Genomic DNA, 19,022 nt, shown 5'->3' on the forward strand with positions numbered 1-19,022 from the left:
ATATTTAGATGGATTTACTACGATTCCTACAGTTATTTCCTGACAAACATTTTTGATTTTTGTCAGATTGCCCACTGATGAGTAATTGATGAACATATCTTGAAGGAAGGAATCGTAGAGAATTTCTATTTGAGTTAAAGCTTTCTGTTGGGCATATAACGTTTCATTAGCTGTAGCTAACAAGTTAGCAATCTTGTTCTGTTCCTCTAGCGGTGGTAGGACAAATTTTTCCTTAGCGAGTGTTTTCCAATTAATAGTAGGAGATAAAGAGCCAACTGAAATGGCTTTTGCACGTTCCATAAAAAGGTCACTTTGCATAAAGAACGGCAAAAACTCTGGAAGAATAACTTCTGGCTTGGCACGAAGAACTAAAGCATGAGCAGAACAAATTCCATCAAAATCTGCTACTGCAACTTTACGCTGATAAACACGACGACGACCAAAAATAATATCTCCTTTACGGAAACATAATTTAGTTGCTTCAACATCAGATGGAGAACCCCAACGTCGAATTTTTAAGGAATCAGAGTCAAGGTGTTCCAAACCAACATAATATTCAGTTTCAGATTTACTTGGATCATTAATGCGGTCATTAACATTGGTTGCCATTTCATCAAACCGCCAAATCTGCCACCCTGGTTTTAACGTATCAGCTTGTATCATCTTGTACTTAGTCTACCCATTTAAAAACAAAAACTCTCCTTGAAACTATTCATCCAAGAAAGAGGAATTAAATTATCATGTTGCAGCCGACCTACAACAATAGCGCGATGGATGCCGATACGCTCTGCAAAATCAATCACATCATTTTTAGATTTAAGTTGCGTTAATTCTCCTTCGTACTCAGGTGGTATTAAAAATTCCCGCGACCATTGATTTGCTTCATGTTCTGGCTCCGATTCCAAACTTTCCCCACTATCCCATTCATCGAGAAAAATATTTTCTTTATCATGTAGTAGGATGTGTGCTGCCTCATGGAAGAAATTAAACCAGAAGCGGTCATTGGTTTTACCGTAAAGCGAAAGTTGAATCAGTGCCTTATGGGGATTTAACCACCTTGCTACACCACTAACGTGCGATCGCTTAATTGATGGTACTAAAACAAGCACAACCCCAGCTTCTTGGCACAACTGTTGTATCTGTGGTTCAAATTCCTCTTGTGGTAACACCGTCAAAGAACGAATTTCCTGCACTGCTTTTTCAAACTTTGGTTTACTGTACTTGGAGCAGTCTCGTTTTTCTGCTTCTATTTCACCCAAACGCAACCAAGCAGAAATAGCACCAATATCACTTTGTTCTTGGCGAGTACGACGAAAGGCAACTTCCATACCTACATAGTAATTCTGCCAATCTTCCGGCGAGGCAACACCGAAAAATTGCAATAACTTTTTTACCAAAGCTGGTTTATTCTTGGCAGTTAAATGGCACTTGGGAATTACACCTTGGTTCATCAATTCTTTGACTGGTAACTCATCTAACCAAGATGTCCACCCCTTTAAGCGGTTTTCCTCTTCTATTCGTGCTAAACCAGCGCGATATTGGGCCTCACGACTGAGCCAAAATGCTGTTGTACTTCCTAAAACCCGTTCTAGCTTCAGGGCTGTTTCTTCATTAATAGGTGCTTTGCCATTAATCAACTGGCTAATATGTTTCGTGGTGTAGCCTAATCGCTCTGCTAACTGTACTTGCGTCCAATCACGCTCTTCTAATAAATCAGCGATGGTATCACCGGGAGGAGATACCCAATCTGGAGTGAATGTTCGGGTTGTCTCAGTCATGGTAATTCCCAATGAAAACAATACAAACAGCAGTAACTTTTGACCAATCAATACTTCCATCCTCGCTAAGGGGAATGGGGTCGTTATCAGGCTTAAATACAAGTCGTTTACCACCTTCTAGGTCTACTGCAAATTCACCTGCTCTATCTCCTTTTAAGGGATGAGGACGACCTGTAACTAATTCTATGACACAACTAGCAGCACCAAGGTCGGCCAATCGGGTTGTCAATTTTTTGGCACACTTTGCACCCAATTTTCTTTGCGCTACGTTTTGTTGCTCGCATAGGTTTTGCAGTTTGCTATCTGCGAAAGTGATTTCCATGCGTTACGTACACTAGTACAAGTTTACCATTTTGGTAAACAAATTTGTTATGTTCAGAGAACATATCATATCAATTAATGCTTTACCGTTTTGGTAAATAAATTTTTTCTAGTCTAGTTAAATTAGTTATGTTAGCCAATACTTTACCAAAATGGTAAACAAATTACTTTACAATGAATCCAGCATATCAACTAAGGCATCCATCTCTAGCCAAAAGGCTCTACTGCCCTGTTCCCAGTCTGCCCAAACTTCAGCCAGCGTCTTTACTTCCTCGGTTTGATTATTGGCTGTTGTTCGCCGCACATAAAGCGGGATGGACAAGCTGTAATCCTGGGTAGCGATTTCCTCTAAGGTAGCAATTGTAGCAAAACCAGGGTCATAATTGTAACTTTGATATGTGCTGAGAATACGTGACTGATGCTCTGGTTTTAGGAAACTTTGCCCCTGCATACGGGCTACTTCATGCACTGCATCAATAAATAAAATCCGTCCTTGCCGCTCTGGAGGCTTACGGGTACGGCAAATAATAATACAAGCTTCCATTGGAGAGTTGTAAAACAGGTTTGGCCCTAAGCCAAGGACACATTCCACCAAATCAGCCTCAACCAGCTTTTGCCTCATCTGGGCTTCTTCTTTGCGGAACAGCACCCCATGCGGGAAGAGAATTGCACAGCGTCCCGTTGTAAGGTCAAGACTTTTTAAAATGTGCTGAAAAAACGTATAGTCAGCCCTTCCTTGAGGTGGTGTCCCTAAAAAGTTACGCTGCCAAGGGTCACTTTGAAACGCTTCCCGGTTCCACTGTTTAATGGAGTAGGGCGGATTGGCGAGAACTACATCAAAAGTTCGCAGTTGGTCATCTTCAGTAAAAGCAGGATGTTCCAAGGTATCACCGCGCATAATTTGGTAATCATCTACACCGTGTAGTACCAAGTTCATGCGGGCAATGGAAGCGGTCATGTGGTTTCGTTCCTGCCCGTAAAGTTTGAGGGTACGGTGTTCTCCACCTGTGCGCTTCACCTCAGTTAATGCCGAAATCAACATTCCCCCTGTACCGCAGGTAGGATCATAAATGCGATCGCCTGATTTAGGTGCAAGCATTTGCACCATTAAATGTACAACTGTACGGTTGGTGTAAAATTCCTGGGCTGTATGTCCACTGTCATCAGCAAATTGTTTAATCAGATATTCATAAGCATTACCTAGTTCATCTTCAGGAACATTTGCTAGTGACAATACTACAGTGGATAAATGTTCAACCAGTTCTTTAATATCAAAATCGGAGAGACGTTCTTTATTTGTCCAAGGGGCATCACCGAAAATCCCATCTAAGCGACCAGGGTTAGCGGTTTCAATGGCCCGCATGGCAGTTTGTAAAGCTTTACCAACATCCTTGGCAACAATGCGAATATCTTTCCAGTGAGCATCATCAGGGATAATAAAGCGATCGTTGGCAGTTTCACGGGCATAATTAGCATCACCTGTATCAGCTAGTGCTTTGGTAAATTCCTCATCCCAAACATCAGATAGCCGCTTGTAAAACAGCAAGGGAAAGACGTATTGTTTGTAATCACCAGCATCAACTAACCCGCGCAAGATGGTAGCTGCTCCCCAAAGATAACTCTCTAGGGCTTGTTGGGTAATATGTTCGCTCACTCCAGCCACTTCCCTTCCAGCATTACCTGGTGTAGACGTTCCTCAGCTTCCCGGCATTGTACCAAAGCATCTTTAAAGGACGCGATCGCTTCTTCTAAGGGTGGAATATCTGCGCCTATTGGTGGCAGAACATAACGCGAGATGTTCAGTGTCCATCCTTCTTTTTCTATTTCCTCCAGGGAAACCAGGCGCGCCCGGTCTTCTACATCTGTAGATTCTTGATACCAACGCAGAATTTCGGCGACGTGTTCTGGTTCTAAAAAGTTTTGGGCACGTCCTTTGCGGAACAGTGTTGAGGCATCAACAATTAACACCTTGCCTGCTCGTTCTTGAGTTTTTCGTTGACGCAGTACCAGTATACAAGCAGCCAAACCAGTGCCGTAAAACAAGTTTGGCGCTAGTCCAATCACCGCTTCAATCATGTCCATTTCCAGCAAGGTGCGTCTAATCTGTCCTTCCACCCCACCACGAAATAATGTACCTTGAGGTAACACAACTGCCATCCGCCCATGTGGATTGGCCATTGACTTGATCATGTGTTGTACCCAGGCAAAATCACCACTACTATCTGTAGGCAGACCAGCAAAAGCGCGTCCCCAAGGGTCAGTTTCCCAAACTTCCCGTCCCCATTTTTCTAGGGAGAAGGGAGGATTAGCAATTACCACATCAAACTGAGCTAAACTGCCTGTGTCGGGGTTAGTAAAAACAGGGTTACGTAGAGTATCACCGCGTTCGATGACAAAATCTTCGACTTCGTGTAGGAATAAATTCATGCGGGCAGTTGACGCAGTGGTTAAATTCTTCTCTTGCCCGTGTAACTTGCCAAAAAATGTTCGTGCATCTCCCCCTTTATCACGTACATGGGCAACAGCAGCCAGTAACATTCCTCCTGTACCACAAGCTGGATCATAAACTGTTTCCCCTTCTTGGGGGTCTAGCATATCTACCATCAGCTGTACCACACTACGCGGTGTGTAAAATTCCCCAGCTTTATTCTTGGTAGTATCAGCAAATTTTTTAATCAGGTATTCGTAAGCATCGCCCATGACATCGTTGTGGACGCGCTTGTTACTGAGGTTAAGCGCAGAGAAATGTTCAATTAGGTCTTTTAACAGTTCATCAGACAGCTTTTCTTTGTTTGTCCACTGGGCATCCCCGAATACACCGTATAAATGTTTCTGGTTGGCAACTTCAATGTTACGCAGGGCATCTTGTAAGACAATACCCACATTACTTGATGCATCACGTACATCTTGCCAGTGACTATCTTTTGGAATTTGGAAGCGGTGTTCGTCGGGAAAATCTTCTCCGTATTCTTCAATCATTTTTTGACGTTCTTCGTCCCAAACATCACAAATGCGTTTGAAGAACAGCAGTGGCAGAATGTAACTCTTCCAGTCGGTGCGATCCACAGGACTTCCACGCAAGATATTTGCTGCTTCCCATAAATGGGATGACAACTCAGTTAAGGTGATAGAAGAGTCAAAAAGCGTTCCCTGAATCATGTTATGCAGATAGCGTAGAGTCGTCGATAGCAGCGAAACTCAATATTACAATAAGTGTTTGCTGTATTGTGCTTGTCTGAGAAAAGCAAAATTATTTAATTCTCTTGTAGCTAGATTGTAGCGATCGCAATCAGCAAGAGGAGCAAATTGCTAAGTATCAGCACGACTTAGCCCGAAATGACCGATATGAAATTGAAGAAGAGAAAGCGGATGAGATTGACTTCCTGCCTTAAACATACACGTAAAGGCCAAGGAGTCAAACTAGAAACCTCGAAGGTTTCACCCTATTAGCGATGTTGATTTCTGGTCAAAAATTATTTAATTATAAATTTGAATAATGATATTGAGTTGAAATATAACTAGGACTTACGCATCGTGCATAAGTACTTGTAACGACCTGCAATACTAATCGCTCAAACCTGCAATCAAGACATTTACAAACCAGGATTATTTGCAACTATAATTGTGCTTCAGCCAGGATTAATTGCAACTGAGCCAGCATTATCTGCAACCAACCTGCAATCATCGGTTTGAGCCAGGATTATCTGCAACTATAAAAGTAAAAAAAACGAACGGTTTCTTAACTGTTTTACTGGTAAGGCTTTCGGAACGTTAAACCGTTGGTTTTCAAGTAAAAAAACTCGGTAAAGATTTCATTGTTAATTTATCAAATTCTGAAATGATTTTTTTGACCAACTCCTGCCAGAATTGAAAACTTAGTCATAGTAAAGTGTTGAGGCTTATTTACAATTAATCCTGGTCGAAACGGATGATTGCAGGTTGGTTGCAAATAATCCTGGCTCAGTTGCAGTTAATCCTGGCTCAACTGAAATTATAGTTGCAAATAATCCTGGTTTGAAAAAGTCTTGATTGCAGGTTTGGGCATTTATAATTGCAGGTCGCTACACTTAATGCATTAGAGCGAGAATCATCTTTTCGTCGCAGTATTCGCCAAAAATCACGACGAGCAGCTATGAACGATCGCTATATGCTTTCTGTGTTGGCTGCGGCTCTCTCAAACTCAGTACCTCTGCCATAACCCCCCTGTCAATAGGGTTTGAGATGCGCTAACCCTGGTATAGCCGTAGCCATTTTCGTTATGACATTAAAATGTGGTAGACGCAATGGCAACTCTGTCACTTAAAGGATAATGTGACCGTTTTTAAACCCTAGTTTGTCTCCTTTTAAGCAATGTTTTTTAGTTTTAAGACGGAGCAATAATACTTTGAAACAAACACTTCCAGATACTCCAAGCTCCGTTTTAGGCAAAGTTATTTTACTGTCTCTGCCCTAGAAAAATTATTTGTGCAACTTATCTTTTTGCGATCGCGTTTAAATCTCGTACCAATCTCTGTAATTGTTGTTGTATAAGGTTTATAGCCATAGGCTGCACCTAGTGACACGAACCTTCTATTTTCGCCAACACACAAGTTGTTCTTCTGACTTTTCCCGTTATCTCATTAATTGAGCGATCGCTAACTAAACCTTTAGCCCAAAGCCGCATTATCTCGTTCTTTATTGTCATTAATATTAAGCTATTGAGAATAAATTATAGCCTGAAACCCTTGCTATCTCGTTGTTTCACGACTTAACGGGAAAAGTCAGGTTGTTCTTGGGGTCGCTCTACATTTTTATTAAAAAATTTTTAAGTAGTTCTACTAGTTGACAAATTTCTTTTTATTTAAATTTTGCCATACAAAAGCACTAGATATCAGTAATAAATAAGTTTTTCTTATAAAAATAAAGGTTTTAAAAGATATTATCGTACAAAATTTTGGCGATGCCCAAAAATTAAAAAATTCAATAAATCCCTATAAAGACGACAGTATAAGGATTTCAAACTTACACAGTTTCGTACTCTTTTTAGTACGAAATTCTCTTCATAAATAAATCATTAAAATGCTTGTTATATAAGAGTTTTAGCAAATTATTTATTTAAATTTAACTGTCAACTGAGCCTTTAAACCGTAAGAATCTTCTTCCATTTTTCGTACTAATATGATATATAAATTATAGTAATAAAACTAGGTATAAAATGTCCAATAAAAGTTTAGGGCAAGCCATAGCAGTTTGGGGACAGGGAAAAAATGTACAAAATACTCGATTAGTTAGTCTCCTTAAAAGTGCATTTAAACTTTATATTTTGCCTAATTTAGGCTTTGATTATGTTGCTCAGCTTTCAGCAAAAGAATTTTCTACTTTCTGCTATGAAATTAATATTTATGATTTGGAATTAGGAAAATTATTAGAAACTTTTGAGCAAGCTTTTACTATTTCCCTTAAAACAGGGAAAGTATCTGCACGAACTAAAGGAAATTATCGTTCTGCTATCAATAAGTTTTGCAAATGGGTAGAAAGCCAAAGTTGGTATATTGAGAAAGCTAATGCTCTTAAGGCAGTTATTAGCCCACCAAGAATTAGTGCCAAATCATTACCACCAAGAAAATACAGTGGAGCTAGATACTATGCCATAAAAGAAACAGATTTAACTTCAGAAATTCGTTTTGATTTGAAAAATTATAAAGATTTTTGGAGCCAAGATAGCTATAAATTGGATTTAATTTCCATAAATCATAAACAATTAAACACCACTCTATCTGAAGTTAAAGCTAAAAGATTAAAACAAGCAGAAGAGGAACTCAAAGAAAGTAACTATGGTACTAAGCCTGTTTTTAGTAAGCTGTCTGCATCATATTTATCAGAAAACGAAGCGCATATTTTAAGGTTTTTCGGGTGGTGTGTCAATATTGAGGGTCACAATATTAATGATTTGTATTTTGATTGTATAACTCGAAAAGCTTTCTATCACGATTATATTGTCTGGCTTGTAAAGGAAAGAAACTGTGGTTGGAGCATTGCAACTCACATATTAGCTGTGAGTCTTTCAGTAGCTAAATATCGAACATTTAATGAGTCACAAAAACATGATTGGTCTGATATCCCTTTAATAAAATTCTTGAGGAGCCAAATAAGCTTATATGAAAGTTTAGCTAAAGAAGAATATCCAAAAATACAAGAACAAAAATGGGGAACTAAAGAAATTAATCATCAACAGGCTAGGCAAGTACTTGATTATTTATATCAAAAATGTAGTCCGCTTGATTTTCGATATAAAGAAAGAGCCTTATCAAGTTTGGTTAATCAATGGCAGATTTATTTAATGATAAAAATATTAGTTTATGCACCAGTTCGTCAAGAAGAACTTAGAAACTTACAAATCGGTAAAACTATTAAAATGGTACAAGATAATCAAGGCATATCGCGATATGCAGTAAAAATAAAAAATCATAAAAATGCTAATATAACCGGAAAAGCTAGATATTATCCCCTACCAAATAACTTAACTAACGATATAACAACTTGGATTCAGGAAATTCGTCCTCTTGCTATCCAAGCTCCTGAAACTATAGAAAGTTGGTTAGTATTTTGGGGCCACAGCTTAGAGAAAATGTCACGTTTAGAAAGCAGAATAGATAAAGCTGAATGTGATAAAGTATCTAATCAAGACTATCTAAAAAACCTTAAAGTCTTATTTAAAGGTATAAAAAACCGACTTCAGGCGTGGCCAGTAGCTAAAGATAATGCTAAAAATTGCGATGATCTTTTTTTTCGCCTAGGACGCAGCTATCCTGAAAAGTTTTGCACTTCTTTTGAAGAGGGAAATCATTCGGTTGTCTCAGTTAAAATATCACAAGCTATGGCAAATTCAACATTAGCTTTGTTTGGAGAAGCCAAATTCTTAAATCCTCATGGATTCCGAAATATCGCAGCTAAGCATTTGAGAATGTTAGGAAAAAATTCAGATATAGAAGCATTTAGTGCTTTTTTAGGGCATTCTATTGAAATTGATGATAGTTATGCTGAAATTATTACAGATGATTATGAATTAATTGAAGGTTTTATAGATAACTGGTGGGAAGAGTAAGCCACTAAAAAATGCCAATTGTTCAACAAATTTAATAAATACAAATATTGTACCAGATTTACTTATGTCAATAAAAACGTTAGAACAAGCAATAAAAATTTGGGCTAATACAAAATCTATACAAAATACCCCATTGATAAATAATTTGAAAATAGCATTAAAGTCTTATATATTACCTACCTTAAATCATGAAGTGAATTCATTAATTTTTACAGAAAATTTTGACAAAGTTTGTTGTGATATAAATCTCTCAGAATTTACTTTAGAAAGAGTATTAAACACCTTTGAGCAAGCTTGTGATAACCATTTAAAAAATAACAGCATTAATATAAACACAAAAGAAAATTACCGCTCTGCTATTATTAAATTTTTTAAATGGTTGCAAACTCAAGATTGGTATAGAGAGCAAAGTACAATTACCCTTCTAGAAATTTTTCCTAAAATATATGCTCATAAAACACCATCAAAAACTTACAATGGTAACAGAGAATATGGACTTAAAGAAGAAAATTTATCACCCAAAATCTACTTAGATTTAAAAGAATATGAAAAGTTTTGGAGCCAAAATAGCCATAGTCAATACTTGTCAGATATATATTTTGAAAAAGTAGAAAGTCAAGCAGAACGTAGAATTCAAAGATTAAAGCAAGCAGAACAAGAAGCTGGTAAAAATACTTCTTCTCTTACACCATCTTTTAGAAAATTAGAAACAAAAACTTTGTTGCAATATAAAGAATATATATTAAGGTTTCTTGGTTGGTGTGTCAATATTGAAGGCTATGATATAGAAGATTTATATCTTGATTTGATAACTATAAAATCCTTTTATCAAACTTATATTGCTTGGCTTATACAACATCGCTCTTGTGAAACGAGTGTAGCTTTAAAAGTTTTAGGTGTAAGTGTTTCAGTAGCTAAATATAAAACATTTAAAAAATCTCAAACAATTGATTGGTCTGATATCCCTTTAGTAACCTCTCTCAGAGAGCAAAGAAATATGTATGCAAATATTTATCAAAAAGATTATCCTAAAATACAAGAAAAAAAATGGGATTTAAAATACATATCTCATGTGCAAGCTCAGGAGGTTGTTGAATACATCTATCACAATAACTGCTCTTTTAAAAGATATTATAGAGATAGAGATACATTGAAGACATCAATAAGAAATTTGTCAAGTGTTGTGAATAGTTGGCAAAATTATCTAATGATAAAATTTTTAGTTTATGTACCAGTTCGTCAGGAAGAACTTAGAAAATTGGTAATTGGGACAACTCTTAAATTAATTGTAGATTCTCAAGGTAATGAGCGTTATGCAGTCAAAATTAAATACTATAAAAATTCCTCTAAGAAACTTAAACCAAGATATTATCCTTTACCTCATATTTTGACAGCAGATATAACAACTTGGATTGAAGAAATTCGTCCTCTTGCTCTTCAAGCACCTGAAACCGTAGAGAGTTGGGTTTCTTTCTGGGGATATAGTTTAAAAACTATATCCACTTTAGAAAGAAAAATTCAAGAAAATGAGATGAAAGGTATTCCTGACGATAAGTATTACAAATCGCTACAAGTTCGATTAAGAGCTAAGCAAAATCGTTCAAATGCCAGAAATATAGCTAAAGAAAATGCTAGAAACTGTAATCACTTATTTTTTTCTACAGGACATTCAAATCCCGAAAAATTTGCTTGTTCTTTTGAAAATATTCATTACGGTAATGTAAGTGAAAGAATTTCACAAGTGATGGGAAATACAACATTTGCACTGTTTGGAGAAGCCAAATTCTTAAATCCTCATGGATTCCGTAATATTGCAGCTAAACATCTAAGACAATTAGGTAAACACGATGAGAAAGATGCATTTAGTGCTTTACTTGGCCACAGCGTCGAAATTGATAATGATTATGCTGATGTAGTTACTAGTGATTATGATTTGATTGAGTGCGTTGTGGATAACTGGTGGGAATGAGCCGTCAAAAAAAAATTCGTCTTAGCAAAGAAGCAAGCCTTTTGCACAGCTGGCTGTGCCTATATAGTAATGAAAATAGCGTACAGCTAAATATTGATGCGTTTAAGCAATGGTTTGAAAGTGAGATTGGAGAACGGATACAGACAGGGCAGATCATATCTGCAATTAATGAGCTGGGTGAACATGACTTAATCAAAGTCCTAGGTTGGCAAATTCAACCCAAGAAAATTAATCTTGAAAAATTTCATCCAGGGTTTTGAATATGCTTTGAATCATAATTTGGGATAGATATAGGGGGTACAGCCGAAATATGTGTAATTTTAAGCAAGATGGTCTTGCAATGAGAAATAAGCAGAGGTAAAAGTACACTTAATTAGGGGTACAGCCGGGATACGCCTATTAAAGGAGACACTATCAAACCTCTGACATCTGATAAAAAGGGATTATGGCGTTATAGGATAGGTGATTATCGATTGATTTATCATCCTGACATTAAAAGCAGAAAAATTACCCTCATGAATTTTGCAAGTCGTGGTGATATATATGATTAATTAAATATCATTCGCTAAAACACTAATAGCATCGATAAGTAGAAAGGCACTAACTTCGATACAAAATTACGGCTTAGTACACAAGCTTTTTACAACTAGATTGCACTTAGTGACAGCCTCGCTAGATCCACGCCATGTAACTAATCATGTCGCAGTAATTCCAAAGCTATTTAATTCCATTCCCAGTACTGGGAAAAGTCACTACTCTAACTGCAACTCTGGCCCATTCTCACCCATCACAACGCAAGCGGTTCTTTCGACCCAGCGTTTAATACCATCGCGCAGCGCCGGGGCATTCCTCCAGCTAGTTTGTTTAATTTGCAATATCCTGAGCAGTTCCTCATCAGCACTCACCTCCGGTTCGGGAGTCGGGGCAATAGCAATAAATTCTTGCAATGGCTGGATAATTCCGGCATTGGCAGCTGCATCAAAACTCATGCTCTGGGTGCAAGCTGGAGTTACAGAATTCGTCGGCAATGCAACAGTTGCACCCTTATCTACTAGCTCTTGGATATTAACCATTACCTGCCGGACGTTCTGATGATTAGCTTCTGGCATCGTTACAAAGCAACTGGGGAGTATTGCTTTAATCCCATTAGCAATTTGCTGATTACAGTTTTGGGCTACTTGCTGCATATATTCCAAAAACTCTGGAAATATTGCTACAGTTGTGCGATCGCAGTTTTTGTAAAATTCTGAGTAAGCATTTGACACAGCAGCACTCTCCCATTTACCACCTTGAGGCTTGTATTTCTTATCTGCCCACCAATTCAAAAACACTGGGTAAGGGCGCTTAGGAGCAATCTCCCAAACTTGCTGCGCTTGGTCTTTTGCTTTTGGTGGTGAATCAGATTTCTTTTTAAAACCCACTCCCGGCACGGAGTCATATTTAGGCTCAGTAACTAAATTTTCCAAGTCCGGCGGCGCGGCGGAACATTCGCCCTGAAAAGTGTCTGTGTGGTCAATGAGTGGCTTTTCTTCAAAGTTTTCAACGTAGTGCATATCTATGGGTAGTTCATCACTCCACGGGTCATATTCAGCTGACAGGTCAATCTTTTGGTTTTCTTGGTTTATATCTTCCTCTTTCTCTTTCTCAAATTTCCCGTTTTGAGTAGAGATAGAGTTTTTTATGTATATAGATGGTTGTTGCGATCGCAATTTCCCGTCGTTGTGTTCACAATCCCCCGTTGTTGCATTTGCAATTTCGGTACTGGGCAAGGATTTCCAGCTTCCTTCAATTGGATTATACCCAGTTAGCTCCATCAGCCGTTCTAGGTCAAGTGTCATCCATGAGTGAGTTTGGTAAGGATGCCAAAGCTTTGAAGGTTTATTTACAAGTTGGTTTTTTAGATGGGCATAACAAGCTTTCTCAATAATTCCTAAGCTTTGCAAATCTCTAATCATTTGACCAAACTGCCACGGGCTAAGAGACTCAATCTGGTCTTGAGTCCACTGGGCATAAGAATTGTAGATCCACTTTTTACCATCTTCAGTAACGTGGCCAGAATTAGTCTGCATCCAAAAGGCAAGCTGATTTATAAAAACCGTGGCCTCACCCGGATAGTGAACATCCAGTTCCCTCATTACTTTTGATAAGGCAGGCGTGTAAATTAATTTCCAGTTTTTTGCTTGCTGTTTGGCTGTTTGAGGTTCGTTTGTAATTTGTTTCAACATTGGTAGAAGTCTTGGTGAGATGGACTTCTGCCCAACAAATTAGATTTTCTGAGTGAGAGACTGGTATACAAGTCTTACACTAATTCACCCAAGTGCTACAATTAGCCTAGTATTTTATTTCTGTTTGATAAGTTTTGGTTTGGGTGAAAAGCATTGTTAGCATTAGCAAACGTGTTTTTGTCTCTCATTCCTGAAAAATAACTTGTCAAGCAGTTTTTTTTGATTGAAATCTAAAATGGTTAAATTTGGTTGACAACTAAAATTTTTGCAAACATCTCCAATAATTTAAGTTGTTTCCTTAACGTCGGTTTTTACTGAGCGCTCCTCCTCATTTGCAATTAACTCCTGTCTTGCAGCGATCGCACCGCCAAGGACTCCGCCAGCAATTTGCTTTCCTCCTCATTAGAAACTCTAATCACGTTGGGAAGTTCTTGTCGTCCGAACCTTTCAAGATATTCACTAAGGCTAAGATTTAACGCAAAAGCCCACGATTCCATATTTGCGATCGCAGTTGGAGTCAGCATCAGGTTTTTCTTGACCTTATTCTCGCTCCTTATACTTCGCGTAGCTGGTTTAGGTTTCTTACGTTCGGTCATCTAATTCCTTAACTTTAAGTATACGTATAAACACTTTACTAGGTTTATGGCTTATTAGATCACTTTTGATCCAAAACTACGGAAATTCCCAGATTTTTAATTGAAAAATAGCCTTGCAGATATATTTCACAGCCTGGAATGCAAGCATAATAAGGGTCGCAGTTGTCGCCGGACAGTTACGCTTCATAAAAATTGATACAGGCGACAGCCAAAACAAGGCGACAAGCGCGATCGCACTTCTGGAAGTACTGGTTTTTCGTTGTCGCGGTCGCAGTAGTGCAACTTAGGATTCATGGAATTCTTGCACATACGTTTCAACCAGTAATTTTGCCAGCTTTGACTAACTCCTCCCGGATATACTCAGCGATTTTTTTGCTCATATCAGTGTCCTGTTCTGTGCAAAGGGCTTTGAACAATCGCCTGTAGTGTTCTGGAATCGAAATTCGCACCTGAACTAGCTCCTTATCTTTGTCAGACATTCTCCATAAACATAGTGGCTAAATAGGATCTTATTCCTCTTTAGCCACCTTGGTTATATATGGCTTCATAGCCACTATAGCCATCATAGCCATTTTACAGTATGATATTTGCAGTTGCATTGCAAAATTTACTGTCGAGCGCTTATGAAGCAATCAGCAGACTATTACCGCAAGGTTTTTGAATTAATTTCAGGGGAGATTAGCAATAGGCGTTGGCGACAGATCCGAAATGAGTTAGAGCGTTCAGGAGTCGTTGTTACCCAAAAATCTGTGCAATCCTATGCCAGATTGAAAACCCAGTACCCCAGAACAGTACTGACTAAAAAGGCAATCCAAATAGTTGAGGACTTTCAAAGCAATTGTCACCCAACACACAAATTTACTGGGGAAGAATTACTAAATATTTTAAGAGAAATAAAACCACACGTAACAGACAGAATGCTGCTAAATGCTTTCTACAAAGCCCATATCCAGTTTAGCAAACAGAGTGTATATACCTTAAATCAAGCTTCAAAAGTTGTATTTTTTACCGCAATTTCAAGGAATAAATAGCATGGGTAAAGACCTAAAGAACAAAGTAGACTCTATCCGCCGCACTCTCAAGAATAATGCTTTAGAAGTCTCAGGAACAGTTATTGAATTAAAAATTTTAGAGCTGTACCCAAACTACGAAACTGATTGGAGTAGTGATGTTCGTGCAAAAGTGATTAAGGCTATCACCCAAAACCACCAATTAACTGAGATAGTAAGCGCAATGCCTGCGCCAGTGAACTATGCATCCCCCGTCCAAGAACCCCTCACCCAGCAGCAAGAGTCTGAAATCTTTGCACAGGAAGAAACAGAGGATGAGGAAGTAAACACGATGCCTATAGCGGTAAACTACGCACCTCCAGAAGCTAATAATAGTCAATCCCTGGCTGTTACCAATGCTGATAAACAGGCGTTGGTATCTACTCAATCTTTGGCACTGGGTTTTGAACTGAGTGAACAAGAGTGTCTAGTGGTTGCTGATAGTGTCGATGGTATTTTCAATGATTATGCAAGTTTTTTAACCAGTGTAACCAGTGCAATTAGAGGTTATGTTGACCATCGTTTTGATGAGGTGGAGAGCGCGTTAGACACCAATACTGATGCTGTGCGATCGCACATAGCGGATAGGGCGGCTAGGTTAAATCAGAAAGTAGAAAATTTCTCAACTAATGTCAAAGCGGATATAGGAGGTATCCGCCAAAATATCAAAAGTTCAAAAGCCAATATTTTATCCAGATTCGCATTACCCAGTAAAGCTGGGTGAAGGTTACACAATCTCGTTTAATCCTAAGAAAGTAGGATTCATCATCTTAGCCATTGCAAGCCTGCTCTTTAGCCTACAAGCTTACGACAATTGTCGGTTATCACAAGGCAGGGTTAAGCAAATACAGCATAGAGATTTTGTTGATCCTAATCGATATTTGGAAATACCCAAGGAACTACCAAAATGGTGAAAAGTTCAAATCCTGGCAAGCTTACACTCAAAAACCACGTAACGCCCAAAGCAGGGAAGATTAACCGAGTTCTCAAGACTAAATTTGGTGTAAGTCTGGATGACTTTACAAATGCAATGATGGGCGACGTTAGCAGCGCTCAGAAGATTGGGGAATTAGCGCGACAAGGTAGGCTTTCAGCAGAGTTTGCTCCTAAGCTTGCCCAAGCATATCAAGAAATAATCAATGGTAGTACAGCTTATAACAAAGCCATCTCTGAAATATTGGTGAATGCTGGGAAAAGTGCAATCGAGATTGATAAAGCAGTAATGAACGCTACTCTTGCAAATACTCAATATGGTCACAAAAGAAGTGAGCTTGCGGCTGAATTGATAAACGCTCGTCACACTGAAAACCAGCGTCATAATTACCAGATGAATTACACCCAAATTAAAGGTTATATCGATGCTTACCTAGTGGGAGTTGACAATCAAGCTAATCTAATCGACCAATCGAACAGACCAGGGATTAAGCAATTATCGGCTGATGAAACTTACAAAACTAAAATAGTTAACGAAGCTTTAAACCGTGGTGATGATGCTCGATTTGATTTAATCACTCAAAAAAACTATCAACCCAATACAGTGCGTGGGTTACTTGCTGAGAAGTTCACAGCAATTAAATCGGCATTAGGATTCTAATTTCAAAACAAATATCTGAGTAACTGCGAATTGCTCAGGTATTCTCAACAATCAAGTTTAGTAAACCCAAATGCTACCACACAACAATGACGAATTAGATAACCTACTGGATGACGATAACAGTGCAGGGATTAACCAAGATACAGCACGGTATTTACAGCATATTGAATCAAAACTGTACGCTGATATTCAGGCTCGGAAACGTATAGATAGTGGGTTACTGTTTCTATCATGCCAAGTTGGTTCGGCATCATTGGCTTGGCTTCTATTCTCAATGCAAATATCAATTAGCATTATTCTGGCAATGTCGATGATATTAGCACTACTGCCAGGACTGATTGATTGTGGTGAAAGTTTTCACTTTGAATTATCTAGTGAGCGTTGGTCATTAAGTCATGCCAAACCATTGGTAGCAATGAGTAAACTTGCAATCGGTGGGGTAATTGGGTGGAACTCTACACAAAAAATAGTCACAGAAGTTAGGTCAACTGAGAGTCAGATCCAACAGACTTACACAGAAATTAAATTAGCACAGAATACTAATGCTTTCACACTCCCAGAAGGGGTATTAACGCCAACAATGTTTATCTTAGGACTAGTTGCAACTTGGGTATTAACAATCCCATTAAGAAGAAAACCAAATGTATAGACAAAGAAACTTTTTAACAGTAATAGGCGGAACTCTGCTTTTCATTTTTGCTGTAAACAACCTGTTTATGGATGCCGTAAACACTGCTGAAAACCTTAAACACCTTACTTCTTGGGGTAAACAGTCTGGGTTAGATGCTCAAATACTTTTATTCGTTCGGTACCTGCTACTTCTGCTTAATGCTTACTTTCCCCTGATTATATTTTTTGGGTTGATATTTTTAATTTTATGGAAGAGATAGAGCAGTTTAACCAACGACTAAAAGCAGAGCGCCAGATTGCCACATTTGCTATAGGCACTTTGCTCATTGGGGGACTAAGTTTAACGTTACCACTCTGGAACGATGCTACCAAGTATAGTGAAACATTATTTTGTTTCACAGGCAATAATCAACCTTGTAAAGGTGAACAAATCAAGCGCGGTATTAGCTGGATGATTGAACAGGAGCGCAGGAACTTTACTTTTGACGCTCATGTGAAAACATTACGTATATTGCCTGCTGAATCACCTGCTGCACCTCTATATGGTTTAGCTGGTACAGTCGCACTGTTGAGTGCTTACGCTGGGTCTAAAACACTTACAGATAGCCAGGAGAAAGCTATTCATAGTCAGTTATCGCTACTCAAAGTTAAAGCACTTGAGAATGACTTAATAGTGCAAAATCATTTAGAGCTTACCCAATTTTCAAAACAGCAACAAAGCGCAGTGACTAAGCAGGCCATCGCCCGTAATGCGACAGAGACGATAGAAGCGATGAAATCACTCAATGAATCAGCACTTGATGAGATTAATGGAAGAATGCAAGGTGAAACTGCACTTAAAAGTCACGAGTTAAATTTATCCGAGTTAGATAAACAAATCATAGATAATCGGCTGGCAGCAGCCAAAGCGACAAAGGAATTGAACAAGCTCCAAGACAGCAAGCAGGATTCTCAAACTTCTACTCAGGTATCACCAGATGAACAGCTTAAAAATACCCTCATAGATGCCCTTAAAAACCATGAAGACGGTTATTTGTGGAAGATAATCAATTCACTAAAACCATTATGGCTGATAGGCAATCAAGGAAGCGGTAAAACTTACACTGCTACAGCCATTGCATTGATTAGAAAATACTGCCTTGATGCACCAATTCATCAACTGATTGATAGACATGCCACTGGAGATAATGCCGATGTCTGGAAACTGCTAGACGCTGCTAGTAAGGCAGAGTCGGAGGATGAAATCAGCCTTGCTTTTGAAGATTGTTGCGAACGTTGGTTGACCAGGATTAAGCAGAAACCGACCACTAAACAGCAGGTAATTTGTGATGAATTCACAAATTTGAAATCTTTGTGTGGTGAAAGTGCGATCGCATTTTTCAAGATGAGCTTAACTGATACTCGCAAGGCTAAGGAATACCTATTGGGTATAACCCACAATGCCACTAATGAATCATTCCCAGACGGTACAGCAAGCGCTCGAAAATCGGGTACTGTATTGCTTGAGAAGTTCTCAGCTAATGGTGAAACACCTTTAAAAAGAGTCGTTGTGCGCTATGGGCTGGTGGATGAGCAGGGTAACAATCTTGATGATGTTGAGAAGACCTTGCCCAATTGGTTTCACCCAGAGAAAATCTACCAGCACTTCAACGGCAAACCACTGAGTTTTGAAGATTAACCAAACAGCACATCAAACAATGATTTACCCAATGACAAAAATGCTGAATGCCAGAGAAAGCTTCTCTTCATTCCTTCGGTTGGTCGTGGCAAGCAGAA

At 38.6% G+C, this 19,022-nt stretch carries 17 protein-coding genes; 9 read left to right on the top strand and 8 right to left on the bottom strand.

The window, feature by feature from the left end:
* The 5 genes from LC608_RS31540 to LC608_RS31560 form a co-directional block, all read right to left on the bottom strand.
* Positions 1 to 663 (bottom strand): restriction endonuclease subunit S (locus LC608_RS31540; RefSeq protein WP_229557327.1); only part of this gene is annotated, 663 nt, incomplete at its 3' end.
* Positions 664 to 683: 20 nt separating this feature from the next.
* Positions 684 to 1,778: a helix-turn-helix domain-containing protein gene (locus tag LC608_RS31545; protein WP_229557328.1), complete on the bottom strand. Its 1,095-nt coding sequence runs from the start codon at positions 1,776 to 1,778 to the stop codon at positions 684 to 686.
* On the bottom strand, positions 1,771 to 2,100 hold the full coding sequence (locus LC608_RS31550) for a type II toxin-antitoxin system RelE/ParE family toxin (RefSeq protein ID WP_229557329.1): 330 nt from the start codon (positions 2,098 to 2,100) through the stop codon (positions 1,771 to 1,773). Before LC608_RS31550 ends, LC608_RS31545 begins: the two co-directional genes overlap by 8 nt.
* A gap of 168 nt (positions 2,101 to 2,268) precedes the next feature.
* Positions 2,269 to 3,753, bottom strand: coding sequence for a class I SAM-dependent DNA methyltransferase (locus LC608_RS31555; protein ID WP_229557330.1), 1,485 nt, complete (start codon positions 3,751 to 3,753; stop codon positions 2,269 to 2,271).
* Complete coding sequence (locus LC608_RS31560; protein ID WP_229557331.1) at positions 3,750 to 5,258, bottom strand: class I SAM-dependent DNA methyltransferase; 1,509 nt, start codon at positions 5,256 to 5,258, stop codon at positions 3,750 to 3,752. Before LC608_RS31560 ends, LC608_RS31555 begins: the two co-directional genes overlap by 4 nt.
* An 892-nt stretch (positions 5,259 to 6,150) precedes the next feature.
* Between LC608_RS31560 and LC608_RS31565 the strand changes: the two genes are divergently transcribed.
* From LC608_RS31565 to LC608_RS31580, 4 genes are all read left to right on the top strand, one after another.
* Entirely contained in the window at positions 6,151 to 6,297 is a 147-nt protein-coding gene (locus tag LC608_RS31565) for a hypothetical protein (protein ID WP_229557332.1), read from the top strand.
* A gap of 996 nt (positions 6,298 to 7,293) precedes the next feature.
* The gene (locus LC608_RS31570; RefSeq protein WP_229557333.1) at positions 7,294 to 9,183 is read left to right on the top strand and encodes a hypothetical protein; all 1,890 of its coding nucleotides are present in this window, start codon (positions 7,294 to 7,296) and stop codon (positions 9,181 to 9,183) included.
* A 64-nt stretch (positions 9,184 to 9,247) separates the two neighbouring features.
* Complete coding sequence (locus LC608_RS31575; protein ID WP_229557334.1) at positions 9,248 to 11,152, top strand: hypothetical protein; 1,905 nt, start codon at positions 9,248 to 9,250, stop codon at positions 11,150 to 11,152.
* Positions 11,149 to 11,412 (top strand): hypothetical protein, encoded by a 264-nt coding sequence (locus LC608_RS31580; RefSeq protein ID WP_229557335.1) that lies wholly within the window; start codon positions 11,149 to 11,151, stop codon positions 11,410 to 11,412. The genes LC608_RS31575 and LC608_RS31580 overlap by 4 nt, the downstream gene beginning before the upstream one ends.
* 492 nt (positions 11,413 to 11,904) lie before the next feature.
* Here LC608_RS31580 and LC608_RS31585 read toward each other — a convergent pair whose 3' ends face one another.
* From LC608_RS31585 to LC608_RS31595, 3 genes are all read right to left on the bottom strand, one after another.
* Entirely contained in the window at positions 11,905 to 13,377 is a 1,473-nt protein-coding gene (locus LC608_RS31585) for a hypothetical protein (RefSeq protein ID WP_229557336.1), read from the bottom strand.
* Positions 13,378 to 13,715: 338 nt separating this feature from the next.
* A complete protein-coding gene (locus LC608_RS31590; RefSeq protein ID WP_229557337.1) occupies positions 13,716 to 13,973 on the bottom strand; it encodes a hypothetical protein in 258 nt (85 codons plus the stop codon).
* 314 nt (positions 13,974 to 14,287) lie between these two features.
* Positions 14,288 to 14,452, bottom strand: coding sequence for a hypothetical protein (locus tag LC608_RS31595; protein WP_229557338.1), 165 nt, complete (start codon positions 14,450 to 14,452; stop codon positions 14,288 to 14,290).
* A gap of 144 nt (positions 14,453 to 14,596) precedes the next feature.
* On the opposite strand from LC608_RS31595, the gene LC608_RS31600 reads away from it, so the two are divergent.
* The 5 genes from LC608_RS31600 (at position 14,597) to LC608_RS31620 (ending at position 18,924) form a co-directional block, all read left to right on the top strand.
* Entirely contained in the window at positions 14,597 to 15,004 is a 408-nt protein-coding gene (locus LC608_RS31600; protein WP_229557339.1) for a hypothetical protein, read from the top strand.
* A gap of 1 nt (position 15,005) precedes the next feature.
* Positions 15,006 to 15,746: a hypothetical protein gene (locus LC608_RS31605; protein WP_229557340.1), complete on the top strand. Its 741-nt coding sequence runs from the start codon at positions 15,006 to 15,008 to the stop codon at positions 15,744 to 15,746.
* A gap of 183 nt (positions 15,747 to 15,929) precedes the next feature.
* Positions 15,930 to 16,616: a hypothetical protein gene (locus tag LC608_RS31610; RefSeq protein ID WP_229557341.1), complete on the top strand. Its 687-nt coding sequence runs from the start codon at positions 15,930 to 15,932 to the stop codon at positions 16,614 to 16,616.
* 70 nt (positions 16,617 to 16,686) lie between these two features.
* Positions 16,687 to 17,265, top strand: a complete 579-nt coding sequence (locus LC608_RS31615) for a hypothetical protein (protein ID WP_229557342.1) — start codon at positions 16,687 to 16,689, stop codon at positions 17,263 to 17,265.
* A gap of 228 nt (positions 17,266 to 17,493) precedes the next feature.
* A complete protein-coding gene (locus LC608_RS31620) occupies positions 17,494 to 18,924 on the top strand; it encodes a hypothetical protein (protein WP_229557343.1) in 1,431 nt (476 codons plus the stop codon).
* The last annotated feature ends 98 nt before the right edge of the window (positions 18,925 to 19,022 follow it).

Origin of the sequence: Nostoc sp. XA010 (genome assembly GCF_020829625.1) — a bacterium.
Lineage (GTDB): Bacteria > Cyanobacteriota > Cyanobacteriia > Cyanobacteriales > Nostocaceae > Nostoc.

What these genes read in the sequence shown, in the direction of transcription:
- LC608_RS31545 (WP_229557328.1), bottom strand. Translation starts at nt 1,778, where the DNA reads ATGACTGAGACAACCCGAACATTCACTCCAGATTGGGTATCTCCTCCC.
- LC608_RS31550 (WP_229557329.1), bottom strand. Translation starts at nt 2,100, where the DNA reads ATGGAAATCACTTTCGCAGATAGCAAACTGCAAAACCTATGCGAGCAA.
- LC608_RS31560 (WP_229557331.1), bottom strand. Translation starts at nt 5,258, where the DNA reads ATGATTCAGGGAACGCTTTTTGACTCTTCTATCACCTTAACTGAGTTG.
- LC608_RS31570 (WP_229557333.1), top strand. Translation starts at nt 7,294, where the DNA reads ATGTCCAATAAAAGTTTAGGGCAAGCCATAGCAGTTTGGGGACAGGGA.
- LC608_RS31575 (WP_229557334.1), top strand. Translation starts at nt 9,248, where the DNA reads ATGTCAATAAAAACGTTAGAACAAGCAATAAAAATTTGGGCTAATACA.
- LC608_RS31580 (WP_229557335.1), top strand. Translation starts at nt 11,149, where the DNA reads ATGAGCCGTCAAAAAAAAATTCGTCTTAGCAAAGAAGCAAGCCTTTTG.
- LC608_RS31585 (WP_229557336.1), bottom strand. Translation starts at nt 13,377, where the DNA reads ATGTTGAAACAAATTACAAACGAACCTCAAACAGCCAAACAGCAAGCA.
- LC608_RS31590 (WP_229557337.1), bottom strand. Translation starts at nt 13,973, where the DNA reads ATGACCGAACGTAAGAAACCTAAACCAGCTACGCGAAGTATAAGGAGC.
- LC608_RS31595 (WP_229557338.1), bottom strand. Translation starts at nt 14,452, where the DNA reads ATGTCTGACAAAGATAAGGAGCTAGTTCAGGTGCGAATTTCGATTCCA.
- LC608_RS31600 (WP_229557339.1), top strand. Translation starts at nt 14,597, where the DNA reads ATGAAGCAATCAGCAGACTATTACCGCAAGGTTTTTGAATTAATTTCA.
- LC608_RS31605 (WP_229557340.1), top strand. Translation starts at nt 15,006, where the DNA reads ATGGGTAAAGACCTAAAGAACAAAGTAGACTCTATCCGCCGCACTCTC.
- LC608_RS31610 (WP_229557341.1), top strand. Translation starts at nt 15,930, where the DNA reads ATGGTGAAAAGTTCAAATCCTGGCAAGCTTACACTCAAAAACCACGTA.
- LC608_RS31615 (WP_229557342.1), top strand. Translation starts at nt 16,687, where the DNA reads ATGCTACCACACAACAATGACGAATTAGATAACCTACTGGATGACGAT.
- LC608_RS31620 (WP_229557343.1), top strand. Translation starts at nt 17,494, where the DNA reads ATGGAAGAGATAGAGCAGTTTAACCAACGACTAAAAGCAGAGCGCCAG.